This window comes from Alteraurantiacibacter buctensis (assembly GCF_009827655.1).
GTDB lineage: Bacteria > Pseudomonadota > Alphaproteobacteria > Sphingomonadales > Sphingomonadaceae > Alteraurantiacibacter > Alteraurantiacibacter buctensis.
The window spans coordinates 354,733-378,548 of the sequence record NZ_WTYV01000001.1 but is presented as its reverse complement, the minus strand read 5'-3'; the positions used below and the strand labels follow the sequence as shown (position 1 = coordinate 378,548).

Sequence of the window (23,816 nt, the reverse complement as noted above, 5' to 3'; positions counted from 1 at the left end):
GGGGAAGTCCTCGCGGTTAGCGCCCCGACGCACCCTCCAGATTGCCTGCATGATGGACCCTGAAACAAGTTCAGGGTGACGATCTCTGAAGGCTGGGCGTCACAGCAAATGCCCCGACCGGTCGCGCTTGGTCGCCAGATAGCGCTCGTTGTGCGGGTTGGCCGGCAACTGGTGCGCCACGCGTTCGGTCACCAGCACACCTGCACCCTCCAGCGCCGCCACCTTGGCCGGGTTGTTGGTCAGCAGGCGAATCGCGGTGATGCCCAGCAGGTCCAGCATCCGCGCCGCCGTGGGGAAGTCGCGCGCTTCCACTGGCAGGCCCAGCCTTGCGTTGGCGTCCACCGTATCGAACCCGGCATCCTGCAGGCGATAGGCGCGCAGCTTGTTGATGAGGCCAATGCCCCTGCCTTCCTGCCGCAGGTAGAGCAGCACGCCCCAGCCACCATTGCGGGCTTCCTCGGCCATCCGCTCCAGCGCGCCATCAAGCTGTGGGCCGCAATCGCATTTCAGGCTGCCGAAGATATCGCCGGTCAGGCATTCGGAATGCAGCCGCACCAGCGGCGGGCGGTCGAAATCGGGGTTGCCGATCACCAGTGCCACGTGCTCGCGCATGTCATCGGGTTTGCGGAAGGCGATGATCTCGGCCTCCTCGCTGCACGAAATGGGCAGGCGCGCGCGGGTGGCGATGGCGAGAGACTGCGGATCGGCCCAGGCGGCAAGATCACTGGCCTTCAGCCGCAGGGGTTCGCCAGCACCTTCGGGGCCGAACAGGAACGCGGGCAGGATGCCGGCAATCCGCGCCAGTTCCATCGCCGCTTCGGCCTCGGGCAGGCAGGCAATGGCTTCCACCGCGAACGGGCCTTTCAGCGGATGCACCAGGTCCAGCGCCGGGTCGGCAATCGGGCGGGCGTCGGCCAGCGTCAGCGGATCGGCCGCGCGGATCAGCACCGGCCTGTGCCCGTCTGCCGCCTCGGCCCGGTTGCTCAGCTTCAGGGTGGCGGCACGCGCTGCACTGATCAGCGCACGGGTGCTGGTGGCACCTGTGTCGGCGGCGGTTTCCACCGGCACCAGTACGGGCGCTTCGCCCACCCTGATCGGCCAGCCATGGCGCAGGGCATCGACCGCCTGGGCCACCCGGCGGCTGGCTGACGGGTCGGGAGCGTTCCCGCTCAGCTGGCGAACTCCGTGATCAGCGGCACGTGGTCGCTCGGCTGTTCCCAGCGGCGGGTTTCCTCCACGAAGCGGTGGCTGAGGGTTTCCTTCGCAAGATCGGGGCTGGCCCACATGTGATCGAGCCGCCGGCCGCGGTCCTTCTCCTGCCAGTAGGTGCGATAGGACCACCAGGTCCAGTTGCGTTCCGGCGCGGGGATGTGCTTGCGGCCCAGGTCCACCCAGCCGTGCGCGTCGGCGAACTTGCCCAGCGTTTCGACTTCGATCGGGGTGTGGCTGACCACTTTCAGCAGCGCCTTGTGGTCGTAAACGTCCTCCGGCAGCGGGGCGATGTTGAAGTCGCCCACGATCAGCGTGGGGCGGTCCAGCTTGTCGGCCCAGTGGGTCATCCGCTCGAGAAAATCGAGCTTCTGGCCGAACTTGAAGTTTACTTCACGGTCCGGCTCGTCGCCCCCGGCGGGGATATAGACGTTCTCGATGATGGTGCCTGCCAGCGCGCCGGCCTGCGGACCCAGCAATTCCACCCCCACGTGGCGCGCCTCGCCGTTATCCTGCCAGTCATAGCGGGAGATCTCGCGGAAGGGCACGCGGCTGACGGTGGCCACGCCGTGGTAGCCCTTCTGCCCGTGGATCGCCTGGTGGACATAGCCAAGATCGGCCAGCGCCTTGGCCGGGAACTGCTGTTCCTGGCACTTGATCTCCTGCAGGCACAGCACATCGGGCGCCTGCTCGGCGAGAAACCGCTCGACCAGCCCCATGCGCAGGCGAACCGAATTGATGTTCCAGGTGGCGACAGAGATCATGGCGCCGTGCTTAGGTGGAACCCGCGAGACGCGCAACGCCCGGACAGCAGATAGAAAAACCCCCGTCCCGGGGGCATTGGGGACGGGGGTTCGTTCTAGCGTTCGTCACGCTTGCAGCCGGGCCTTGGTGCGGAGCGGGCAACAGGGGGGAAACCCGAAATCCGCAGCGCGTCTGCAAGACCATTTATAGGGATTGCTGGCTGTCGCTTGAATGAATGACCGGTCTCAATTTGTCGCAATTTTACAACCGGTGGACCGCCAGCCGATGGTCAGGGCCGACGGGACGTTGGCCGCGGATCGCGGAACGTAAACGTGCTGTCGGGCACGGCCACGCCATAGCGGTGGTTGCGCAGGCGCACCGTGGTGCGGTTGTTCTGCGCGTCCAGCGCCACCCAGCTGTTCAGTTCCATGCCGCCGGGCGCGCCGGCCTTCTCGACGAAAATCAGGGTGATCTGGGGGATTTCCGGCCGGTCGGGATCATCCACCCGGATAGATATGACGCCCGGCGTATTGGTGGGCACCACCCGGCCATAACGCGAGATGTCCCGATTGGGATCGAGCAGCGCACCCAGCGGCGAGTTGCGGATCGGCCAGCGCTCGACCTGCTGCACTTCGTAATCGATCACGCTCAGCGTGCTGCCGTTGGAGACGACCAGCATATTGGCATCGCTGTACTGGAAGCGGATGCGGCCCGGATTGCGCAGCGCCAGGGTGCCGGCCATCGTCTGGCCGTTGCGGTCGGTCTGCGTGAAATCGGCGCGCAGCGTGGTGATAGCGCGCAGCGCGCTGGCCGCGCGGTTGAGCTGCGCGTTGCTGGCCGTGCTCTGCGCCTGGGCCGGTGCGGCGGGGGCCAGCAGGGCAGGCGCAGCCACGCCGGTGGTCACAAGCAAACCCGCCAGCGCGGCGGCGCGCAGGCGGGCTCGGAAAGGGGCGATGGTCTTGGTCAAGTCAGTCATGCTCCGGCCATTAGCGGGGGAGCATTGAACTGTCACTGAATGCGGGAGTTCCCCCGCCGTTCATGTGACGGGTCAGCTTACTTGATCTTGCCTTCCTTGTACTCGACGTGCTTCTTCACGACCGGATCGTACTTGCGGAAGCTCATCTTCTCGGTCGTGTTGCGCGGGTTCTTCTTGGTCACGTAGAAGTGGCCCGACTCGGTCGAGTTGAGGCGGATCTTGATGGTTGCGGGCTTCGCCATGTCACAATTCCCAAAGGTCTGCTTGAGGGCACGCTAGGCCCGAAAAACGACGGGCGACGCTAGGCGCCGCCCCTTGGGCGCGGCCAATGGGAGAGAATCGGGGAAAAGTCAAGCGAGCCGGGCGGGGCCTACCAGTCCACCTTGCCGCGGTTGGCCTTCACTGTGCTGCGGACCTTCTTGGCTGCCAGCCGCTGGACCTTGCCGGGCCGGTTGACCGTGGTCTTCTTGCGCGCCTTGGGTTCCTTCAGCGCGGCCTCGATCATCTCCGCCAGGCGTTCGCGGGCATCGGCGCGGTTGGCTTCCTGGGTGCGGAAACGCCGCGCATCCAGCACGATGTCGCCCGCGTTACTGAGGCGGCTGCCCGCCAGCGCCTTCAGCCGTTGGAACACCGCCGGGGTCAGCCCCAGGGCATAGATGTTGACGCGCAGCTGCACGGCGGTCGCCACCTTGTTGACGTTCTGCCCGCCGGGGCCGCTGGCGGTGACGAAGCTTTCCTCGGCCAGGCTGAGTGCGCGCTGGACGACAGCGTGCATCAGAACCCCAGGTGCAGGAAATCCGCCGGCATGGGCGCCTCGGCCTCGATCGGCGGCTTGCCTTCGCGCGGCACGGTGATGGCGGCGGCGTGCAGCATGGTGCGGGCGAACCCCGCCTTCTCGCCATAGACCGGATCGCCCAGCAGGGGAACGCCGATGCCACTGGCACAGTGGACGCGGATCTGGTGGGTACGGCCGGTTTCCGGCGTGAAGCGCACCAGCGTCCGGCCGTTCACCTCGGCCACCACCTGCCAGTGGGTCACCGATGGCTTGCCCTTCTTCGCCGGGATCATCCGCCAGCCCTTTTCGGCGCTGCTGATCTTGGTCAGCGCCAGTTCCACCGTGCCTTCGGTCTGCGCCGGAACGCCCGCCAGGATGCCAAGGTAGGTCTTGCCGACCAGCTTGTCCTCGAACGCCTTGTTATAGCGCTTCAACGCCTTCGGGTTGCGCGCCAGCAGCAGGCAGCCGCTAGTGTCGGTGTCCAGCCGGTGGACCGGCACCGGCTGCATCTGGAAGCCCAGCTTCAGCTCGTCCAGCCGGTCTTCCAGGCTGGGGCCGCCCTTGCGCGGCCGCTCGATCGGCAGGCCGCCGGGCTTGTCGATGACAAGCGCCTCGGCATCCTCGTAAAGGATCGGGATACGGCTCATGCTAATGCGGCCTTGATGCGGGAAAGCGCTTCGGTGAGCTGCGCTTCGCTGGTGGCGAAGGAAATGCGGAAGCCGTCACGCCCGCCAAAGGCGCTGGCCGATACCACCGCCACGCCATGTTCCAGCAGGTGCAGCGCCAGCTTGTTATCGTCGCCACCAAAACGGCCCATCAAGGGCGTGGCATCAACGAAGACATAGAAGGCGCCATCGGGCACCGGGGTGGAAAGGCCGGGAATGGCGTTGATTCCCGCCACCACAAGATCGCGCCGCCGGCGGAAACTCTCGCGCCAGTCGGCAAGGAAGTCCTGCGGCCCTTCCAGCGCGGCCACGGCAGCGGCCTGCGAAACAGCGGCCGGATTGCCGGTGGAATTGCTCTGCAGCACCTCCATCGCCTGGATCAGCCATTTGGGCCCGGAGGCAAGGCCAATGCGGAACCCGGTCATCGCGTGGCTCTTCGACACGCCCGAAACGGTCAGGATGCGATTGGCCAGGTCCGGGCACAGGTTGGCCAGCGTGGCGTGCGGGCCATCGGTGAAGTTCAGCGGGGCATAGATGTCATCCGACAGCACCAGCACCTGCGGGTGGCGGCGCAGCACGTCGGCAATCCGCAGCAGCATGTCCGCCGGATAGACCGCGCCGGTGGGGTTGCCGGGGCTGTTGAGCATCAGCCACTGGGTGCGCGGGCCGATCAGCGCCTCCACATCGGCGGCATCGAAGCGGAAGTTGTCCTTCGCATGGGTGCGCAGCGGGACCACGCGCCCCCCGGCAAAGCGGACCATCTGCGGATAGCTGACCCACCAGGGCGAAGGGACGATCACCTCGTCCCCCTCGCTCACTGTCGCCATCAGCGCCTCGAAGATCGCCTGCTTGCCACCCACGGTCACGATCACGTGGTCGGTATCGGTGGCAATCCCCAGGTCACGCTGGAAGTGCAGCACGGCGGCCTTCTTCAGCGCCATGGTGCCGGTAACGGGGGTGTACTTGGTGGCCCCGGCATCCATTGCCGCCTTGGCTGCCTCGATCACGTGCGGCGGGGTGGCAAAGTCCGGCTCACCCACCGACAGCGAGATGATATCGCGCCCCGCCTCCCGCAGCGCGGTAGCGCGGTCGGTCATCGCGTTGGTGGGCGATCCCTCGATCCGCTGGAGCATGGTGGAAAGACAGGTCATGCGAGGTGGGCCTTCATCAATCCGCGCACCGAGTTGCCGAGCAGGAAGCCGTCCGCCAGATCATCCAGCGTCAGGTCTGCCTCCACCGCGCGGCCTTCGTCCAGCAGCTTGCGGCGCAGCACGCCCGGCAGCAGGCCCAGCGCCAGCGGCGGGGTGAGGAGCTTGCCGTCCCGCTCCACGAACAGGTTTGCATGGCTCGCCTCGGTCACCAGGCCGTCATCGCGCACGAAGATTGCCTCGGCACCGCCGGCTTCCTGCGCGGCGCGGCGGGCATCGTCATAGAAGGCGCGGTCGGTGCTCTTGTGGCGCAGCCGCCAATCACCCGGCACCACCGGCAAGGGCATGACCTTGCACAGCACGGGTTCCGCCAGAACACCACCCGCCAGAGGTTGCGCCTGCAAGGTCACCTCGCCACCGCGCGCCAGCAGCAGGCGCAGCTTGGCCGGTTCATCCAGTTCGAAGCACAGCGCCTGGATACGGTTGCGCACGTCATGCCGGTCAAAGGCATAGCCCAGTTTGAGCGCGCTCGCCTTCAGCCGTTCCAGGTGCAGCTCCAGCAGGGGGATGCCATCGGCGGGATCGAAGCGCATCGATTCGATCAGGTCCGCGCCCGATGCCTCGCGGCGCAGGAACCCGCCCTTGACCAGCGCCTCGCGCCATTCCGACATGCCCTGGCTATCGGCCACGATGGCCCCGCCAACGCCCGCCTGCACCTTGTGCCGGTTGTTCTCGCCCGGGGTCAGCCGCACGGTGCGGATGGCCACGTTGAAGGCGGCATCGGCCGAGCCGTCAGGGGCGGTGCCGATCCGGCCGATCGCCCCGCAATATGGCCCGCGTGGATCGCGCTCCACCTGGTTGATCAGCTCCATAGCCCGGATCTTGGGCGCGCCGGTGATCGACCCGCAGGGGAACAGCGCGCGCAGCATGTCGAGCGCGCCCTTGCCCTCCTGCAGGGTGGCACGGACCGTGGATACCATGGTGTGCACGGTGGGATAGGTTTCCACGGTAAAGGCATGGTCCACCCGCACGCTGCCCGCCTCGGCCACGCGGGACAGGTCATTGCGCATAAGGTCCACGATCATCAGGTTCTCGGCCTTGTCCTTGACCGAGGCGGACAGTTCGGCGGACAGCGCGGAGTCTTCTGCAGGCGTGGCCCCGCGCGGGCGGGTGCCCTTCATCGGCTTCACCTTGGCCTCGCGCCCCTTCAGGGTGAAGAACAGCTCCGGGCTGAAGCTGAGCAGCCAGTGCGACCCGTCGAAGATCACCCCGCCATAGCCGGCCGCGGCAGCGGGCCGCACCTTGCGGTAGATTGCCAACGGTTCGCCCGTGGCGCTGCCTGCCAGCATCATGGTGAAGTTGGCCTGATAGATATCGCCCGCCCGGATCGCTTCCTGCAGCGTATCGAACCCTGCCAGATAGCCGCCTGGTGTGAGGGCCGGGTCCATCGGGCCGATGCTCGCGCTCCCGTCCCCGCCGCGTTCCAGCAGCCATTGTGGCACATCCGCGGCGGGAATGGTGGTTAAGGAATCGAACAGCCCGAACCACAGCAGCGGCCCGGCAGAGCCGCTGCGCGCGGCAGCCAGCGGCTGCAGGCGCGGCTCCAGCGCCAGGCCGGCCTCATAGGCCAGGTAGCCCGCCAGCGTGCCGCCGATGGCGAGGCGCGCGGCCTCTGCCTCGTCCAGCACGCGGGCCACGTCTTCCGGGCGGTGCGCGGCGAAGATCTGCCGGGGATGTTCGAACAGTTGTGCCGCACTTGCCCCTTCGGCGCGCGCGTCATCCAGCAGGACAAAAGGTTGGGACATGGGTTCCGGACCGGCCATCCGCTTCGCTCTAGCCGGAAATTGGGCCATGTCTATCGCTTGACCGCTGGCGATGCGCTGCGCCAAGCTTGGCACAGACGATTCAGAGGGACAGGGTGGCAATGGGCGAAATCTTCATCGGCAAGAATGCGGCAGGCGAAGCCCAGGTGCTCAACCTGAGCCGGGCCAACCGCCACGGGCTGATCGCGGGCGCCACCGGCACCGGCAAGACGGTGACCCTGCAGGGCCTTGCCGAAAGCTTCAGTGCCGAAGGCGTGCCGGTATTCCTGGCCGACGTGAAGGGTGACCTGTCGGGCATCAGCATGGCCGGATCGCCCCAGTTCAAGCACGCCGACAAGCTGGAAAGCCGCGCTGCGGAACTGGGCATGACGGACTATGCCTACTCCGACAATCCGGCCGTGTTCTGGGACCTGTACGGCCAGCAGGGCCACCCCATCCGCACCACCATTTCCGAAATGGGCCCGCTGTTGCTGGCCCGCCTGCTGGACCTGAACGAGACCCAGGAAGGCGTGCTGAACATCGTGTTTCGCTATGCCGACGAGCAGGGGATGCTGCTGCTGGACCTGGAAGACCTCCAGTCCATGCTGGCCTTTGCCGCCGAGAATGCGGGCGAGCTGACGGCGAAATACGGCAACGTCACCAAGGCCAGCGTGGGCGCCATCCAGCGCCAGGTGCTGACGCTGGACAGCCAGGGCGCCGCGCAGTTCTTTGGCGAGCCGGCGCTGGAGATCAACGACTTCATCAAGTGCGACGACAAGGGCCGGGGGATCATCAACATCCTGGCCGCCGACAGGCTGATGCAGAGCCCCAAGCTCTATTCCACCTTCCTGCTGTGGCTGCTGGCCGAACTGTTCGAGGCGCTGCCCGAGGTGGGTGACCCGGAAAAGCCCAAGCTGGTGTTTTTCTTCGACGAGGCGCACCTGCTGTTCGACGATGCGCCCAAGGCCTTGCAAGACACCATCGAGCGGGTGGTGCGGCTGATCCGCAGCAAGGGCGTGGGCGTCTATTTCATCACCCAGAACCCGATCGACATCCCTGACGAGGTGGCGGGCCAGCTTGGCAACCGCGTGCAGCACGCCCTGCGCGCCTTCACCCCGCGTGACCAGAGGGCGATCAAGGCGGCGGCCGAAACCTTCCGTATCAACCCCGAGCTGGACGTGGAAACGGTGATCACCGAACTGCGCACGGGTGAGGCGCTGGTTTCCACCCTGATGGAGGATGGCGCGCCCGGCGTGGTGCAGCGCACCCTGGTCAAGCCGCCGCGCAGCCGGCTGGGTCCGGTCGAGCCGAAGGAGCGGGCGATCATCCAGTCGATCAGCCCGTGGGATGGCAAGTACGATACCCCCGTCGACCGCGAGAGCGCGTCCGAAGTTCTGGCCAGGAAGGCCGCCGATGCTGCCGCCACCGCTGCCGAAGTGGCGGAGAAAGGCACCGAAGAGGTGCAGAAGCGCGCCCGCACCACCCCTTCGATCTGGGCCAAGGCAGGCAAGGCGGCGGCCACCGCTGCCGCGGGATCGCTCACTTCGATCGCCGTCGCCAGTGTCACCGGTCGCCGCTCCAGCGCCAACCCGCTGCAGACCGGGATGAGCGCTTTCGTGCGGAACCTGATCGGGGGATTGATGCGTTAGGGTGCCCGGGTTTGCAATCGGGGGGTCTGTTTCCTAGCTTGTAGGCCAACGGGACGACAGGCAGGACAATTCGGCATGGCAGAGGCTGACACCGCAGACATCGAGGCGGGCACCATCAGGTTGCAGGTGGCAGCCGCGCGGCAGGAGGAATCCGGCCGCGGCGTGGCGCGCATTCCACGCAAGGCCTTCCAGGCGCTGGGCATTACCGAGGGCGATCCGGTGGAGATCCGCGGCAAGCGCGTCTCCAGCGCCATTGCGCTCCCCGCCTACGAGGAGGACGAGGCGCTGGAGCTGATCCGGCTGGACGGCCTGCAGCGCGCCAATGCCGGCACCGCCAGCGGCGAGCACGTGGTGGTCAGGAAGGCCAATCCCAAGCCAGCCGCGCGCGTGGTCTTTGCCCCCGCCAAGCCGGAAATGCGCCTGCAGGGCCCCACCGAGGCACTGAAGCGGGTGTTTTTCGGCCATGCTCTGACGGCGGGTGACCTGGTGGCCACCCACGGCCAGCAGCCGGTACAGAACATGCCGCCCGAAGTGCGCCGCATGTTCAACGCCCCCGCCTATGCGCTGACGCAGATCCGCCTGCAGGTGGTGTCCACCGTGCCCAAGGGCCTGGTGCAGATCACCGAGGATACGCTGATCGAGCTGCGCGCCGAGTTCGAGGAGCCGCGCGACGGGCGCGGCATGGTCAACTATGACGACGTGGGCGGGATGGACGATACCATCCGCGCCTTGCGCGAGATGGTCGAACTGCCGCTGCGCTATCCCGAGCTGTTTACCCGCCTGGGTGTCGATCCGCCCAAGGGCGTGCTGCTGCACGGCCCGCCCGGCACCGGCAAGACCCGGCTGGCCCAGGCGGTCGCCAACGAGAGCGAGGCCGAGTTTTTCACCATCAACGGCCCCGAGATCATGGGCAGCGCCTATGGCGAGAGCGAGAAGCGGCTGCGCGAGGTGTTCGAGGAAGCCGAGCGCAATTCGCCCGCCATCGTCTTCATTGACGAGATCGATTCCATCGCGCCCAAGCGGCAGAACGTGCAGGGCGAGGCGGAAAAGCGGCTGGTGGCGCAACTGCTGACGCTGATGGATGGCCTGTCCAAGTCTTCCATCGTGGTCATCGCCGCCACCAACCGGCCCGATGCGATCGACGAGGCGCTCCGCCGCCCCGGCCGGTTCGACCGCGAGATCGTGGTCGGCGTGCCCGACGAGACGGGCCGCCGCGAAATCCTGGGCATCCACACCCGCGGCATGCCGCTGGGCGAAGGCGTGGACCTGGGCGAGCTGGCGCGCAGCACCCATGGCTTCGTGGGCGCCGACCTGGCCGCGCTGGCCCGCGAGGCGGCGATCGAGGCAGTGCGCCGGATCATGCCGCAGATCGACTTCGAAGCGCGCGAGATCCCGGCGCACGTGCTCGAACAGCTCAGCGTGGAGAAGGACGATTTCCGCGAGGCGCTGAAGCGCGTCCAGCCCAGCGCCATGCGCGAGGTGATGGTGCAGACCCCCAACATCGGCTGGGCCGACGTGGGCGGTGTGGACGAGGCGCAGGAGAAGCTGAAGGAAGGCGTGGAGCTGCCGCTGAAGAACCCCAAGGCGTTCGAGCGGCTGGGCATCCGCCCCGCCAAGGGCTTCCTGCTCTATGGCCCGCCGGGCACCGGCAAGACCCTGCTGGCCAAGGCCGTTGCCAAGGAAGCCGAGGCCAACTTCATCTCGATGAAGAGCAGCGACCTGCTGTCCAAGTGGTACGGCGAAAGCGAACAGCAGATTGCCCGCATGTTCGCCCGTGCCCGTGCCGTAGCCCCGTGCGTGATCTTCATCGACGAGATCGATTCGCTGGTGCCGGCGCGGGGCAGCGGCGGGGGCGAACCACAGGTGACGGCGCGCGTGGTCAACACCATCCTGGCCGAGATGGACGGGATGGAGGAACTGAACTCCATCGTCGTCATCGGCGCGACCAACCGGCCCACGCTGGTCGATCCCGCGCTGTTGCGGCCAGGCCGGTTCGACGAGCTGGTCTATGTCGGCCCGCCCGATGCCAAGGGGCGCGAGCATATCCTGAAGATCCACACGGCGAACATGCCGCTGGCGGATGACGTAAACCTGGGCGCGCTGGCCGGCAAGACTGAGCGTTATACCGGGGCGGACCTGGAGGACATCGTCCGCCGCGCCGGCCTCAACGCCATCCGCCGTGCGAATGGCGATCCGGAGAACGTCACCGCTGCCGACTTCGAGGAAGCGCTGGCCGACAGCCGCCCGACCGTGACCGAGGCGATGGAAGCTGAATATATGCGGATGAAGGGCGAGCTGAAAAGGAAGGCCCTGGAAGTGCGTCCGATCGGCTTCCTGACCGACGACATGGTGGAATCGACCCGCAAGTCGAAGCACTAGGGCCCAGCTTGCCCTAGGCCTGTCCCGTCGTGCGCGTGGCGCGCGGCGGGAACTGCGCGGCGAAGGTGGTGCCGTCCAGCCGCAGGTGGCGGGCGATCTCTTCCGTGCGCGTCCACAGGTCATCGTAGTCGATCACCAGCACCCGGTCGCTGGGGCAGCTTTCCCAGCGGGTCATCTGCCGCACCGCCGCGCGCGCCGCGCGATGCTCGCCGCGATTGTGACCGCCTCGCCCTTCACGAACAATACGCGGGAGTCCGCCTGGTCCAGCCGGCGCGCGGGCGGGGCGGGCCAGTGCTTCAGGCCATCTTTGTCATGCCGCTCGTTGGTCGGGACGTAGCGCGAAACGTGCTCGATCAGCATGGTCGTGGCCACCCCGCCAGGAGAGATGATCCATACCGCGCAATGCTCGAAACGGGGTGCGCGGGCGAGCAGGCGACGATGCGCCATGAGATAGCCCGTGCGGCGGCGGATGCCGGTGCCCCTGATGCCGAACAAAGCCGCTCCCCCTTGCTGCTTCGCTTAGGCCAGCCCGCTATCCGGCTCCTCTGTCTGGCCGGGCGGCAGCGGTGCGGGACTCAGCGGCGCGTGGCTCAGCGGCATGTGGCGGTGCAGCCAGGCCAGCATCGCCTCGCGCATGTCGCAGCGCAGGGTGAAGCCATCAGCCGGGCTGGCTGCGGTCATCACCAGTCGCAGCTCGACCGTGTCGATCGTCGAATTGGTCACCTGCAACCGCGCCTCGCGGCCATCCCACAGGGGATGCGCCCTGACGTGGTCGATAAAGGCGGCACGGATCGCTGCCACGTCCGCATCGGGCCTGACATAGAGCAGTACCGTGCCGGTCGCTTCCGATCCATAGCGCGTGGCCGAGGTGAACGTGACATCGAGGAAGCGCGCGGAAGGAACGATCATGCGCCGCTGGTCCCATATGCGCACCACGACATAGGACGCGCGGATATCTTCCACCCGGCCCGTCTCGCCGTCGATGGTGACGATGTCGCCGATGCGGATCGGCTCGGTCAGGGCCATCTGGAGGCCCGCAATCAGCGACTTGAGCGCCGGTTGCGCAGCTGCACCCACGGCCAGCGTGGCGAGGCCCGCCGAGGCCATCAGCGTGACCCCGATCTGGCGCACGCCGGGGATCGACAGCAGCATCAGCCCCACGGTGACGAAGACGATGATGAAGGTCGCCAGGCGGCTGAAGATGGTCAGCCGGGTGCGCTTGCGGCGCATCCGCAGGTCGTCCTCGGATATCCCTTCGGCCGGCAGGCAGCCTGCTTCCAGGAAGCCGCGCACGATGGCCAGGGCTATCCAGCCGAGCAGCGCGGGCATGACGAAGCCGGTGACCTTCTGCCACACATCGGCGACCAGCGGCGTTTCGCGCGCCACCAGCACGATGGCCAGCGCCGCCAGCGCCCAGCGCGCGGGCCGCTTCAGGTGGGCCAGCAGCAGGTCGTCGGCCTGGCCCTCGCTGGCCCGCGCCAGGCGTTCCATGATGGCGAAGAGCACCCGGTGGGCGATCACGGCGATAACCACGGCAATCGCTGCGTAGAGTGCGGCCGAGGCTACGGCCTCAAGCTGGCCCTGGCCGCCGAAGAGGTTGGGACGCAGGGTCATCAGTGCGCCGCGTCCCAGGTGGTGCCAGTGCCGATTTCGACGCCCAGCGGCACCGTCAGCCGGACTGCCGGCAGGGCGGCCTCGGCCATCGTGCGGGCGATCACCGGGGCCGCAGCTTCAGCGTCGTCGGCGGGCAGTTCGAACACCAGTTCGTCATGCACCTGCAGCAGCATCCTGACATGCGCCAGGCCCGCCTCGGCCAGTGCCGGACCCATGCGGACCATCGCCCGCTTGATGATATCGGCGCTGGTGCCCTGGATCGGCGCGTTGATCGCCGCGCGCTCGCTGCCCTGGCGTTCCGCCTGCTGGCTGCTGCGGATGCGCGGGAACCACGTCTTGCGGCCGAACAGCGTCTCCGAATAGCCACGCTCGCGCACTCCCTCCAGCGTGGAATGGATGTAGTTGCGGATGCCGGGGAAGCGGTCGAAATAGGTGTCGATGATGGCCTGCGCCTCGTCCGCCTCGATCCCTAGCCGGCCGGCCAGGCCCCAGCGGCTGATGCCGTAGAGGATGGCGAAGTTGACCGTCTTGGCCCGCGCGCGGGTATCGCGGTCCACCGTGCCGAACATCTCCAGCGCGGTGCGGGCGTGGATGTCCTCGCCGGCGGCAAAGGCGTCGCGCAGTTGCGGGACATCGGCCATGTGGGCGGCCAGCCGCAGCTCGATCTGCGAATAGTCGGCAGCCAGCAGCACGTTGCCCTCGTCCGCGACGAAGGCCTTGCGGATCTCGCGCCCGATCTCGGTGCGGATCGGGATGTTCTGCAGGTTGGGATCGGTGGAACTCAGCCGCCCCGTCTGCGCGCCGACCAGCGAATAGCTGGTGTGGACACGCCCCGTCTCCGGGTTGATCGCATCCTGCAGGGCATCGGTATAGGTGCTTTTAAGCTTGGTGAGCTGGCGCCATTCCAGCACCTTGTTGGCAATGGGGGCGCCCTGCGCGGCGAGGCCCTCCAGGATCGCCTGGTCGGTCGAATACTGGCCGCTCTTGCCCTTGCGCCCGCCCTTGTAGCCCAGCTTGTCGAACAGCACGTCGCCCAGTTGTTTGGGGCTGCCGATGGTGAACGGCTCTCCGGCGATCTGGTGGATTTCCGCTTCGATCCCGGCGGTGGTCTTGGCGAACTGCTCGGACAGGCGGGCCAGCGCGGCGCGGTCCACCTTGATGCCGTGGCGCTCCATTGCGGCGACCACCGGCACCAGCGGCCGGTCCACCCGCTGGTAGACCCGCGTGCCGCCTTCCAGCGCCAGGCGGGGTTTCAGGATCTGGTGCAGCCTCCAGGTAACCTCGGCATCCTCGGCGGCATAGGCGGTGGCGCGGTCCAGTGGCACTTCGCCGAAGGGGATGGCCTTCTTGCCGGTGCCGCAGATGTCCTTGAAGGCCAGCGTGGTGTGGCCCAGGTGGCGGGTGGACAGCTCGTCCATGCCGTGCCCGCCGCCGATGCCGTCCTCGCCGCGGCCTGCATCCAGGTCGAAGCTGATGATCATGGTATCGTCAATGGGGGCAACGGCGATCCCGCCGCAACGCGCCAGGATGGTCAGGTCATACTTGATGTTCTGCCCCACCTTCAGCACTGCATCGCTTTCCAGCAGGGGTTTCAGCGCGGCCAGCGCCTGGGCCATCGGCACCTGCTGCGGTTTTTCGGCAAACATGTCGCTGCCGCCGTGGGCTAGGGGAATGTAGCAGGCATCACCGGGCCCCAGCGCCAGGCTGATCCCGGCAAGCTGGGCGCGCATGGCATCAAGGCTGCTGGTCTCGGTATCGATGGCCACCAGGCGCGCGGCAAAGGCGCGGTCGATCCAGTGCTGCAGCCGCTCCATCGTCTGCACGCATTCGTACAGCGAGCGGTCGATCACAGGCCATTCGGGCAGGGGCTGGCGGTTGCCCTCGGCACTGGCGGCGGCCCCGGCGGTTTGCGGCTTGGCGGGGTTGAGCTGGGTGGGCCGGTCGGGGCTGCCGCGCCCGTCACCCAGCCGCTTCAGCAGGCTGGTGAAGCCGTGCCTTTCCAGGAAAGCGGCCAGCGGTTCGGGCGGAACCCCGTCCAGCCGGAACTCGTCGAGCGGCTGGGGCAGCGGGGCATCGTCCTTCAGGGTCACCAGGACTTTGCTGATCTCGGCATCGGCGCGGTGTTCGATCAGCCGCTCGCGCAGCTTGGACGGCTTCATGTCGTGCGCGGCATCCAGCGCGGCGGTGAGGCTGCCGTAATCCTGGATCAGCTTGGTGGCGGTCTTGGGCCCCACGCCGAAGATGCCGGGCACGTTGTCCACGCTGTCACCCATCAGGGCCAGTACGTCGCCCACCAGCTCCGGTCCCACGCCGAACTTCTCGATCACCTCGGGAATGCCGATGCGCTGGTTCTTCATCGTGTCGAGCATGTCGATGCAGCCGCCTTCATGCCCGTCATCGGGCTCGGCGCACTGGCCGACGAGTTGCATCAGGTCCTTGTCGCTGGACACGATGGTGACATCCCACCCGCGCCGGGTGGCGGCCCTGGCATAGCTGGCGATCAGGTCATCCGCTTCCAGCCCCTGCTCCTCGATGCAGGGCAGGCTGAAGGCGCGGGTGGCATCGCGGATCAGCGGGAACTGCGGCACCAGGTCCTCCGGCGGAGGCGGGCGGTTGGCCTTGTACTTGTCGTAGATGTCGTTGCGGAACGACTGGCTGCTGGCGTCCAGGATCACCGCCAGGTGGGTGGGGCCATCGGCCTTGTCCAGGTCCTCCGCCAGCTTCCACAACATGGTGGTGTAGCCATAGACCGCACCCACCGGCGTGCCTTGCGGATCGGTCAGCGGGGGCAGCCGGTGATAGGCGCGGAAAATATATGAGGAACCATCCACCAGGTAGAGGTGTTGTTTAGGATGCACGCTGTCGCTCATGCCACGGTGCTAGCAGCCTATCGCGTGCCGGTCATGGGCCTTGCAGTGCCAAAAGCGACCAATTCCGCCTCAATTATGCCACATTTGGGCTTGAATTGACCCAATTATGGCGATATTAAGGCAAATAGGATGGCCCGGTGGCTGTCTCTGGAGTTCTGGCAAGCCGGTGCTCCACCCTGCTGTGTAAGGACAACAACCATGCGCAAGATCATTCTCGCCGCCGCTTCCGTCGCACTGGCCGTCGGCCTGTCGGCCTGCTCGGAATCGACCGAAGACGCTGCTGAAGCCACTGCCGACAACGCGATGGCCGATGCCGAAGCCAACGTCGACGCCGCCGGCGATGCCGTTGAAGGCGCCGTGGCCGGTGCCGAATCGGCTGCCGACGAAGCTGGCGATGCGGTGGCAGCCGGAGCGGCCGGCGTGGAAGCCGAAGTGCAGGACGAAAGCGTCAGCGAAGCCGCTGTCGACTAATCCTCGCCTCGCGAACAACGAAAAGAGGGGCGCGGCCTGCCGGTCGCGCCCCTTTCTCTTTGCCGGAATGCCGGGTTAGCGCGAGCCGCCCGCTGCCGAATAGCCGGCATTGGCATAGACCCGGCCGCTGCCCGGCTGGCTGCTGCCGGTGTATCCGTCATAGATGGCGCGCGCGATGCTGGCGATGCGCGCCTCACGGTTGGCGCGGGTGCCCTGACCGGTCACATAGATCGCCACAGCGATCGAGCGGCCATCCGGCGCGGTGATGATGCCGATATCGCTGGACGTGTTGTTGAGCGAACCGGTCTTATGCGCCACCAGCGCGCCGGCGGGCAGCAGCGCGGGAATCCGACGGGTGCCGGTGCGGCAGTTCTCCATCGCGCGAACGATCACGGCGCGGCTCTCCGGCCGGAGCCAGCGGCCCTGATAGATGCCGGCCACCAGTTCCACCATCGCTTCGGGGGTGGAGCTGTCACGCAAGTCGATCTGCGTGGCGGGGTTCACCCGGCCATCCTCGCGCACCAGGGTGGCGATGTCGCGGGTGAGGTTGAATTCCTCGATCCCCGCGCGGCGCGCCCAGGCATTGACTGCTGAAACGCCGCCTACCGCCGCCAGCAGGGCATCGGTTGCCGGGTTCGAACTGCGGGTGATGGCGAGATCGATCAGTTCGGACGCAGGCAGGTAGCGGCCCGAGGAAATCGGGAACTCGCTGGTCAGGCTGACGCGGCCCTGCTCGACCATTTCCATGTAGGTGGCGACCACAGCGATCTTGCTGGTGCTGGCCATCGGGAAGGCCTGGTCACCCAGGATCGACACGCGCTCGCCCGTGGAAAGGTCCACCGCAGCCACGCCAATGCGGCCCTGGCTGCCTTCGGCCAGCAGGGCCACCTGCTGTTCCAGCGGCGTGCGATAGCTGGCCGCCATCGGCTGTGCCGGCACCGGCAGCAGCGTAACCGGCTGCACCGTGGCGGCCTGCTGGATCACCGGCTGCTGCACCGTTGACTGCGCCACGCGCGCGGCGATGGCTGCCTGTGCGGGTACCGTGGTGCCGAAAGCGGCATCGAAGGCCGCCTCGAACCCCTGCTCTTCAGCCTGCGCGGCAACCGGCATGGCAACAAGCAGCGCGGCGGCGATCAGGCGGGGGAAGGGACGCTTCATCATGGGGGCAAGCTACTCAAGGTATGGTTGTGGAAAACTTAACGAAGCGACGAAGCGCGGCAAACCTTGCGCGACGAAGGGACTCTTTGCAGCGGCAAGCCGTGGAACAATCGCGATATAAGGGCATTTGCGGAGCTATTGCGCCGCTGCCGGCTTGCGCAACCGCCAGGCAAACTGGTCGCTAGACCCGCGAATCCCCTCGTCAAACACGTTGGCGGTGCGCGGGTCGGTGGGGCGGGAATAGAGGTCGCTCTCCTGCTCCAGCACGAAACCGGCGGCGGTCAGCCTGTTCAGCGCCAGGTCCGGATCCATCCGGTGCAGCGAATCGGCGGTGGCCGCGCCGCTGCCCTCTTCCGCCAGGTGGTCAATCACGATCAGCGACCCGCCCGGCTTCAGCGCATCGTACAGCGCTGCGATGGCCTGGTCGGCCGTGCCTTCCGGCATCGGGCCGATGAACAGGTCGTGGAGATTCATCACCGTGATGATGGTGTCTAGCTTTTCGGGGAACGGCGGGGCGGCAATCGGGCCGCGCAGGGGAAACACCCGCGTGGGCTTGCCGTCATTGTCCGAATAGGGGCGCACCGCCTCGTCCTGCTCGGTGGCGTATTCGGGGCGGAACTGGATGAACTCGTCGGGCTGGAAGGCATAGACCTTGCCCTCTGCCCCCACGGCGGTGGCAAGCAGGCGGGTGACGTAGCCGCCGCCCATGATGTAGTCACCCACCACATCCCCGGCATCGATCTCGGCAAAGGCCAGCAACTCGCCTGGCTTGCGCGTGGCATCGCGCTCACGATCGGCGGCGGGGCGGGCGATGTCGTTGATCGCGGCAGAATAGCTGGCAGGATCGTAGCGTGCGGGCTGTTCCGCTGCCGGTGTGTCAGCGCCTGAACATCCGGCCAGCAGTGCGGCAACGACGGCGGCGAATACTGTCTTGCGGACCATGCGTTCCTCCCCCTCTTTTGATGAGTCTCCCCGAAGGAAAGGCTACCGCAATCCACGCGCGTTGCAACGGCAAGGGCGCGCTTGCTCGTTTACGCGATGGCAAGGCCCCGCCCCTAACGTGGCAGCATGGTTGGAGTGGTTCAGCGGGCGCTCGCGGCGCTGGTGCTGGCTGTCCTGCTTGGTCTGACGCTGTCAGCGCCGGCCCGGGCGGCGCAGCCGGTGAGCCGCTGTGTGCTGGCCAGCGACCAGGCCCTGACGCTGGACCAGGCGCGCGGCACCCCCGGCTGGAACTGCCAGCCGCGTGCGCGCGACTTCGCCCACGAGCACCTGTGGGTGCGGCTTGGCCTGCCGCCGGGCCGGGCCAGCGAGCCGCAGGTACTGACCAGCGATGCCCTGGCATTTTCCGCGATCGACGTGGTGGTCAGCCTGGCCGACGGACGCGAGCGGCGCGCCCACTATACCGCCGACGAGGTGGCGCGGCATTGGACGCTGGGCACCAATTTTGCCCTGCCGCTGCTGGCCAAGGGTGAGCAGGCAACCGCCGTGTGGCTGCGCGTGACCGGCGCGATCGATCGCAACAACACCCTGATGGCAACCGTGGTGCCCGAACGGGTGGACGACGCGGCGCGCGAACAGGGCCTGGTGCTGTTCGCCCTGTTCTGCGGCATGCTGCTGATCGTGGCCGTCTATGCCCTGGCGCTGTCGGTGGCGCTGAAAAGCCCGTTCTCGCTGTGGCACGGGGCGATGGTGGCTTTCCTGCTGCTCTACACGCTGTCGTCCAGTTCGCTGCTGCACATGGCGCTGCCCGGGCTGGGCATGTGGGGGCGCAGCGCCACCAGCTATCTGTCGCTCAGCTTCTCGATGGCGATGATGGGGCCGCTGCTGGTGACCTTCCTCGAACACACTGCCCTGCCGCGCTGGGCCGTGCGCCAGGCCTATGGCGCCAGCATCATCGCCGGTATGGCGGGCGTGCTGTTCGTGGCCGTGGGTCCGCTGTTCCCGTTTGTCAGTCGCCCGCTCTATCACGTGGCCTTCATTCCGGCGGTGCCGTGCTTCGCCATGCTGTGCGTGATGGCCTGGCGGCGCGGCAGCCGCGCGATCCGGGTGGTGGCGCTGGCCTGGATCCCGCCCGTGGCGGTTGGGCTGGACCGGGTGATGCGTGGCCTGAACCTCTACGTTGCCCCGGCCGAGTGGGACTATGCCTTCTACTTGGCCATGGCGCTGCAATCGGTAGTGATGGCCGCCGGCATCACATGGCGCATCGGTATCCTGCGGCAGGAGCGCGACCTGGCCCGTGCCAAGGAACGGGCCCAGGAACTGCTGGCCCAGACCGACATGCTGACCGGCCTGCCCAACCGCCGCGCTTTCGACCAGCGAACCTGGCGACGGGGGGAATACCTGGCAATTCTGGATGCCGACCACTTCAAGCGGATCAACGACCGGCAGGGCCACCGCACGGGCGACGAGGTGCTGGTCGCCATCGGGGCCGAGCTGGCCCGCTGCACGACCGAAGCGGGCATGACGCTGACCGCGTTCCGCCTGGGGGGCGAGGAATTCGCCGTGGCCGTCACCGCCCGCTCGGCCAGCCTGGCGGCCCTGCAGGTCAACGTGCTGCGCCATCGCCTGTCGTCTGCCGTGGCCGTCGCCGTGCCGCACCTGCGCTATCCATTGACGGTAAGCGCAGGGCTGGCGGTGGTTGGCGATGGCGGCATGACCGATGCCTATCACGCGGCGGACCTGGCGCTGTACAAGGCCAAGAACGCCGGGCGCGACCGGTTGTGCTATGAACTGGACCAGACCGGTACCGCGCTGATCTTCCCGCGGCCCAAGGCGGCCTAGGCCTTTTTCGTGCGGCCACGCTGGCGGGCCAGCAGATAGACCAGCGAGCCCGCCAGCAGCACGCCCAGCGTGGGCAGCAGGGCCTCCACCGGGGCCTGCGCCTCCATCCACAGCTCGAATGCCACGGCCGCTGCGATCACCGCGCCCCAGGCCCAGGCGCGCCAGCCGGTGATGGTGAAGTGCCTGCGCCGCCACAGCACCGGCAGGGCCAGCACGGCGGCCAGCAGCACCAGCGCCTCCAGCGCCACCATGAAGGTCGCCAGCGTGGCAAAGGTGCCGGATAGGGCCAGCACCAGGACCAGCGCGGCATAGGCCAGGATCGCGTTGGCGGGTGTCAGGAAGCGCGGGTGCACGCGGCCCAGCCCGGCGGGCAGAAGCCCGCGCTCGGCCATGCCGAACAGCACGCGCGGCATCGACACGAAATAGCTGAGCTGGTTGGTCCCGGTGGAGAAGATCGCCGCCACGCTGATTGCCGCCAGCCCGAATGTGCCCAGCACGGCCTGCCCCGCGCTGGCCAGAGGGCGATCGGCATTCACGTCTGGCGGATCGATGGCAGCATAGGCCCAGACCACGAAGGCATAGAACAACGCGATCACCGCCAGGTTGAGCAGGATGGCGCGGAACACTGTGCGCCGCGCATCGGCCACCTCGCCCGCTGCCACAGTCACCAGGTGCCCGCCCGAATAGGCATAAGCCAGCAGCAGCGCGATTGCCTCCACGTCGCTGAAAACCGGCAGGCGCACCGTCTGCGGCACGCCGTTGGTCAGCAGGCCCGCAACGCAGACCAGCAGGATCGGCCCCAGCTTGAACAGGGTTCCCACCCACAGTCCGCCCACCGAAGCGCGGGTGCCAACCATGCTCAATGCGGTGAAGCAGCCGATCAGGCCCGCCACGGTAAGGCTGCGGACCAGCGGCTGGTCGAACACCGGGAACAGCGCGGCGAGGTAAGCCACCAGCACCAGGAAGTTGGCCGCCCTTGCCGCCAGGTTCTGCCCCAGCAGCCCCCAGCCGGCCAGGAACCCGGCCAGCGGGCCAAAGGCGCGCTCCACGTAAAGCTGCGGGCCGCCGGACTGGTCGAACCCGGTGGAAAGCTTGCCCAGCACCAGCATCGGAGGCAGCACCAGCACGGCAAAGGCCAGCACTACCAGCGGGGCAATGGTGCCCACGCCCGCCAGGATCAGTGCGGGCAGGGCAAAGATGCCCGATCCGATCACCCCGTTGAGGTTGATCAGCACGGCCCCGGCAAGGCCGATGGCGCGCGGTGGTGACGGTTGTTCGGCCATGCTGCGCCCCCCTTCGACAGGGCAGGCTACACCAACGGCGGCCAAAGCAAAGGGGCCGGAAGGATTGCTCCCTCCGGCCCCTGCTGTTGGTCTGGCTTGGCCGCCGCGGGCAAAGCCCGCGTCGTCAGTCGAAGCTTCGCTCCGCTGGCCGGACCGGCGCGAGCACTGGCTGGCAGAACCAGCCGGGCCGCTATCCGGTCAGAAACCCATGCCGCCCATGCCACCCATGTCCGGCATGGCCGGGGCGGGCTTGTCTTCGGGCATTTCGCTGATCGCCGCTTCGGTGGTGATCAGCAGGCCGGCGACCGAAGCTGCATCCTGCAGCGCGGTGCGCACCACCTTGGTCGGGTCGATCACGCCGGCCGCGACCAGGTTTTCATAGGTATCGGTAGCAGCGTTGAAGCCCTGGGTCTCATCGCCTTCACGCAGCAGGTTGCCCGACACCACGGCGCCATCGTGGCCCGCGTTGGTGGCGATCTGCTTCACCGGGGCGGTGATCGCCCGGCGCACGATGTCGATGCCCTTGGTCTGGTCGTCGTTGGCGCCCTTCAGGCCTTCCAGGGCCTTGGTGGCATAGAGCAGCGCGGTGCCGCCGCCGGGGACGATGCCTTCTTCCACCGCAGCGCGGGTGGCGTGCAGCGCATCGTCAACGCGGTCCTTGCGCTCCTTCACCTCGACTTCCGATGCGCCGCCGACCTTGATCACGGCCACGCCGCCAGCCAGCTTGGCCAGACGTTCCTGCAGCTTCTCGCGGTCGTAGTCCGAAGTGGTCACTTCGATCTGCGCCCGGATCTGCTCCACGCGGGCCTTGATGTCGTCGGCATTGCCGGCGCCATCGACGATGGTGGTGTTGTCCTTGTCGATGGTGACGCGCTTGGCCTGGCCCAGCATGTTCAGCGTCACGTTTTCCAGCTTGATGCCCAGGTCTTCGCTGATCATCTCGCCGGCCGAGAGGATGGCGATATCCTGCAGCATGGCCTTGCGGCGGTCACCGAAGCCCGGTGCCTTCACGGCGGCGATCTTCAGGCCACCGCGCAGCTTGTTGACCACCAGGGTGGCCAGCGCCTCGCCCTCGATATCCTCGGCGATGATGAGGAGCGGACGGCCGCTCTGCACCACGGCTTCCAGGATCGGCAGCATCGCCTGCAGCGACGACAGCTTCTTCTCGTGGATCAGGATGTAGGGGTTGTCGAGCTCGACGGTCATCTTCTCGGCATTGGTCACGAAGTAAGGCGACAGGTAGCCGCGATCGAACTGCATGCCTTCCACGACATCCAGCTCGAATTCGAGGCCCTTGGCCTCTTCCACGGTGATCACGCCTTCCTTGCCGACCTTCTCCATCGCTTCCGCGATCTTGTTGCCGACTTCGGTGTCGCCGTTAGCCGAGATAATGCCGACCTGGGCGATTTCGCTGGAGCCGGAAACCGGCTTCGAGCGGGCGACGAGATCCTCGACCACCTTGGTCACGGCGAGGTCGATGCCGCGCTTCAGGTCCATCGGATTCATGCCGGCGGCAACAGCGGTCATGCCTTCGCGCACGATCGCCTGGGCCAGCACGGTGGCGGTGGTGGTGCCGTCACCGGCCTGGTCGTTGGTCTTCGACGCCACTTCGCGCAGCATCTGCGCGCCCATGTTCTCGAACTTGTCCTTCAGTTCGATTTCCTTGGCGACGGAGACGCCGTCCTTGGTGATGCGCGGAGCGCCGAAGCTCTTGTCGATCACCACGTTGCGGCCCTTGGGGCCCAGGGTCACCTTCACGGCGTTGGCGAGGGTGTCCACGCCCTTGAGGATGCGCTCGCGCGCGTCACGGCCGAACTTTACGTCCTTGGCAGCCATTGTCTTGTTCCTTCTTGCGAATATTCTGGTTGGAAAAGCGGTTCAGGCATGGTGGGCAATCAGCCCAGCACGCCCATGATGTCGCTTTCCTTCATGATGATCAGGTCTTCGCCGTTCACCTTCACCTCGGTGCCGGACCACTTGCCGAACAGCACGCGGTCACCCACCTTCACGTCGAGCGGCGTGACGGTGCCGTTCTCGGCGCGGGCGCCGTTGCCCACGGCCACGATCTCGCCCTCGGAGGGCTTTTCCTTGGCGCTGTCGGGGATGATGATGCCGCCGGCGGTCTTTTCCTCGGCTTCGATGCGACGGACCAGCACGCGGTCGTGCAGCGGACGGAATGCCATGATATGGACCTCTTCCTGTTTGCTATCTAAAGATTCTGGCACTCCCCCCATGAGAGTGCCAACGGGCGGCCATATGGGTGGACGGCTCGGGGCCGTCAAGGATTCTCCG

The 23,816-nt window shown here is 67.1% G+C and carries 21 protein-coding genes; 4 read left to right on the top strand and 17 right to left on the bottom strand.

The annotated features are described in order from the left end of the window. Positions 1-99: 99 nt before the first annotated feature. The 8 genes from ribA to pabB form a co-directional block, all read right to left on the bottom strand. Entirely contained in the window at positions 100-1,134 is a 1,035-nt protein-coding gene (gene ribA / locus GRI99_RS01655; protein ID WP_337192828.1) for a GTP cyclohydrolase II, read from the bottom strand. A gap of 35 nt (positions 1,135-1,169) precedes the next feature. Beyond that, positions 1,170-1,973: an exodeoxyribonuclease III gene (locus GRI99_RS01650; protein WP_160770265.1), complete on the bottom strand. Its 804-nt coding sequence runs from the start codon at positions 1,971-1,973 to the stop codon at positions 1,170-1,172. A gap of 269 nt (positions 1,974-2,242) precedes the next feature. Next, the gene (locus tag GRI99_RS01645) at positions 2,243-2,929 is read right to left on the bottom strand and encodes a LolA family protein (RefSeq protein WP_160770264.1); all 687 of its coding nucleotides are present in this window, start codon (positions 2,927-2,929) and stop codon (positions 2,243-2,245) included. A gap of 77 nt (positions 2,930-3,006) precedes the next feature. Beyond that, positions 3,007-3,171 (bottom strand): 50S ribosomal protein L33, encoded by a 165-nt coding sequence (gene rpmG, locus GRI99_RS01640; RefSeq protein WP_160770263.1) that lies wholly within the window; start codon positions 3,169-3,171, stop codon positions 3,007-3,009. 128 nt (positions 3,172-3,299) lie between these two features. Next, positions 3,300-3,704 carry an alternative ribosome rescue aminoacyl-tRNA hydrolase ArfB gene (gene arfB, locus GRI99_RS01635; protein ID WP_160770262.1) on the bottom strand — a complete coding sequence of 135 codons (405 nt, stop codon included), beginning with the start codon at positions 3,702-3,704 and terminating at the stop codon, positions 3,300-3,302. Continuing rightward, positions 3,704-4,351, bottom strand: coding sequence for an RluA family pseudouridine synthase (locus tag GRI99_RS01630; protein ID WP_160770261.1), 648 nt, complete (start codon positions 4,349-4,351; stop codon positions 3,704-3,706). The genes arfB and GRI99_RS01630 overlap by 1 nt, the downstream gene beginning before the upstream one ends. Beyond that, positions 4,348-5,520, bottom strand: coding sequence for a pyridoxal phosphate-dependent aminotransferase (locus GRI99_RS01625; RefSeq protein WP_237438063.1), 1,173 nt, complete (start codon positions 5,518-5,520; stop codon positions 4,348-4,350). The genes GRI99_RS01630 and GRI99_RS01625 overlap by 4 nt, the downstream gene beginning before the upstream one ends. Beyond that, positions 5,517-7,322, bottom strand: coding sequence for an aminodeoxychorismate synthase component I (gene pabB / locus GRI99_RS01620; protein WP_160770260.1), 1,806 nt, complete (start codon positions 7,320-7,322; stop codon positions 5,517-5,519). Before pabB ends, GRI99_RS01625 begins: the two co-directional genes overlap by 4 nt. A gap of 119 nt (positions 7,323-7,441) precedes the next feature. On the opposite strand from pabB, the gene GRI99_RS01615 reads away from it, so the two are divergent. Continuing rightward, a complete protein-coding gene (locus GRI99_RS01615) occupies positions 7,442-8,968 on the top strand; it encodes a helicase HerA-like domain-containing protein (protein ID WP_160770259.1) in 1,527 nt (508 codons plus the stop codon). Between the two features lie 75 nt (positions 8,969-9,043). After that, a complete protein-coding gene (locus tag GRI99_RS01610) occupies positions 9,044-11,347 on the top strand; it encodes a CDC48 family AAA ATPase (RefSeq protein WP_160770258.1) in 2,304 nt (767 codons plus the stop codon). Between the two features lie 13 nt (positions 11,348-11,360). On the opposite strand, the gene GRI99_RS01605 is transcribed toward GRI99_RS01610, so the two are convergent. The 4 genes from GRI99_RS01605 to polA are packed head-to-tail and all read right to left on the bottom strand — an operon-like array spanning position 11,361 to position 15,819. Continuing rightward, the gene (locus tag GRI99_RS01605) at positions 11,361-11,522 is read right to left on the bottom strand and encodes a hypothetical protein (RefSeq protein WP_160770257.1); all 162 of its coding nucleotides are present in this window, start codon (positions 11,520-11,522) and stop codon (positions 11,361-11,363) included. Beyond that, positions 11,519-11,842, bottom strand: coding sequence for a hypothetical protein (locus GRI99_RS01600; protein WP_160770256.1), 324 nt, complete (start codon positions 11,840-11,842; stop codon positions 11,519-11,521). Before GRI99_RS01600 ends, GRI99_RS01605 begins: the two co-directional genes overlap by 4 nt. A gap of 24 nt (positions 11,843-11,866) precedes the next feature. Continuing rightward, on the bottom strand, positions 11,867-12,961 hold the full coding sequence (locus GRI99_RS01595; protein WP_160770255.1) for a mechanosensitive ion channel family protein: 1,095 nt from the start codon (positions 12,959-12,961) through the stop codon (positions 11,867-11,869). Then, on the bottom strand, positions 12,961-15,819 hold the full coding sequence (gene polA, locus GRI99_RS01590) for a DNA polymerase I (RefSeq protein WP_160770817.1): 2,859 nt from the start codon (positions 15,817-15,819) through the stop codon (positions 12,961-12,963). The genes GRI99_RS01595 and polA overlap by 1 nt, the downstream gene beginning before the upstream one ends. 210 nt (positions 15,820-16,029) lie before the next feature. Between polA and GRI99_RS01585 the strand changes: the two genes are divergently transcribed. Beyond that, positions 16,030-16,302, top strand: coding sequence for a hypothetical protein (locus tag GRI99_RS01585; protein WP_160770254.1), 273 nt, complete (start codon positions 16,030-16,032; stop codon positions 16,300-16,302). Between the two features lie 75 nt (positions 16,303-16,377). Here GRI99_RS01585 and GRI99_RS01580 read toward each other — a convergent pair whose 3' ends face one another. Continuing rightward, the gene (locus GRI99_RS01580) at positions 16,378-17,460 is read right to left on the bottom strand and encodes a serine hydrolase (RefSeq protein ID WP_237438062.1); all 1,083 of its coding nucleotides are present in this window, start codon (positions 17,458-17,460) and stop codon (positions 16,378-16,380) included. A 135-nt stretch (positions 17,461-17,595) separates the two neighbouring features. Then, entirely contained in the window at positions 17,596-18,402 is an 807-nt protein-coding gene (locus GRI99_RS01575; RefSeq protein ID WP_160770253.1) for a class I SAM-dependent methyltransferase, read from the bottom strand. A gap of 126 nt (positions 18,403-18,528) precedes the next feature. On the opposite strand from GRI99_RS01575, the gene GRI99_RS01570 reads away from it, so the two are divergent. Beyond that, a complete protein-coding gene (locus GRI99_RS01570; protein WP_160770252.1) occupies positions 18,529-20,241 on the top strand; it encodes a GGDEF domain-containing protein in 1,713 nt (570 codons plus the stop codon). Here the strand turns inward: GRI99_RS01570 and GRI99_RS01565 are convergent. From GRI99_RS01565 to groES, 3 genes are all read right to left on the bottom strand, one after another. Further along, positions 20,238-21,524 (bottom strand): APC family permease, encoded by a 1,287-nt coding sequence (locus tag GRI99_RS01565; RefSeq protein WP_160770251.1) that lies wholly within the window; start codon positions 21,522-21,524, stop codon positions 20,238-20,240. The genes GRI99_RS01570 and GRI99_RS01565 overlap by 4 nt on opposite strands. A gap of 198 nt (positions 21,525-21,722) precedes the next feature. After that, the gene (groL, locus tag GRI99_RS01560) at positions 21,723-23,360 is read right to left on the bottom strand and encodes a chaperonin GroEL (RefSeq protein ID WP_160770250.1); all 1,638 of its coding nucleotides are present in this window, start codon (positions 23,358-23,360) and stop codon (positions 21,723-21,725) included. 59 nt (positions 23,361-23,419) lie between these two features. Further along, positions 23,420-23,707 carry a co-chaperone GroES gene (gene groES, locus GRI99_RS01555; RefSeq protein ID WP_160770249.1) on the bottom strand — a complete coding sequence of 96 codons (288 nt, stop codon included), beginning with the start codon at positions 23,705-23,707 and terminating at the stop codon, positions 23,420-23,422. Between the last annotated feature and the right edge of the window lie 109 nt (positions 23,708-23,816).

Bases quoted from the DNA above. Each gene is read 5' to 3' on its own strand.
- GRI99_RS01650 (WP_160770265.1), bottom strand. From the start codon at position 1,973: ATGATCTCTGTCGCCACCTGGAACATCAATTCGGTTCGCCTGCGCATG.
- GRI99_RS01645 (WP_160770264.1), bottom strand. From the start codon at position 2,929: ATGACTGACTTGACCAAGACCATCGCCCCTTTCCGAGCCCGCCTGCGC.
- rpmG (WP_160770263.1), bottom strand. From the start codon at position 3,171: ATGGCGAAGCCCGCAACCATCAAGATCCGCCTCAACTCGACCGAGTCG.
- arfB (WP_160770262.1), bottom strand. From the start codon at position 3,704: ATGCACGCTGTCGTCCAGCGCGCACTCAGCCTGGCCGAGGAAAGCTTC.
- GRI99_RS01630 (WP_160770261.1), bottom strand. From the start codon at position 4,351: ATGAGCCGTATCCCGATCCTTTACGAGGATGCCGAGGCGCTTGTCATC.
- GRI99_RS01625 (WP_237438063.1), bottom strand. From the start codon at position 5,520: ATGACCTGTCTTTCCACCATGCTCCAGCGGATCGAGGGATCGCCCACC.
- pabB (WP_160770260.1), bottom strand. From the start codon at position 7,322: ATGTCCCAACCTTTTGTCCTGCTGGATGACGCGCGCGCCGAAGGGGCA.
- GRI99_RS01615 (WP_160770259.1), top strand. From the start codon at position 7,442: ATGGGCGAAATCTTCATCGGCAAGAATGCGGCAGGCGAAGCCCAGGTG.
- GRI99_RS01610 (WP_160770258.1), top strand. From the start codon at position 9,044: ATGGCAGAGGCTGACACCGCAGACATCGAGGCGGGCACCATCAGGTTG.
- GRI99_RS01605 (WP_160770257.1), bottom strand. From the start codon at position 11,522: ATGACCCGCTGGGAAAGCTGCCCCAGCGACCGGGTGCTGGTGATCGAC.
- GRI99_RS01595 (WP_160770255.1), bottom strand. From the start codon at position 12,961: ATGACCCTGCGTCCCAACCTCTTCGGCGGCCAGGGCCAGCTTGAGGCC.
- GRI99_RS01585 (WP_160770254.1), top strand. From the start codon at position 16,030: ATGCGCAAGATCATTCTCGCCGCCGCTTCCGTCGCACTGGCCGTCGGC.
- GRI99_RS01580 (WP_237438062.1), bottom strand. From the start codon at position 17,460: ATGAAGCGTCCCTTCCCCCGCCTGATCGCCGCCGCGCTGCTTGTTGCC.
- GRI99_RS01575 (WP_160770253.1), bottom strand. From the start codon at position 18,402: ATGGTCCGCAAGACAGTATTCGCCGCCGTCGTTGCCGCACTGCTGGCC.
- GRI99_RS01570 (WP_160770252.1), top strand. From the start codon at position 18,529: ATGGTTGGAGTGGTTCAGCGGGCGCTCGCGGCGCTGGTGCTGGCTGTC.
- GRI99_RS01565 (WP_160770251.1), bottom strand. From the start codon at position 21,524: ATGGCCGAACAACCGTCACCACCGCGCGCCATCGGCCTTGCCGGGGCC.
- groL (WP_160770250.1), bottom strand. From the start codon at position 23,360: ATGGCTGCCAAGGACGTAAAGTTCGGCCGTGACGCGCGCGAGCGCATC.
- groES (WP_160770249.1), bottom strand. From the start codon at position 23,707: ATGGCATTCCGTCCGCTGCACGACCGCGTGCTGGTCCGTCGCATCGAA.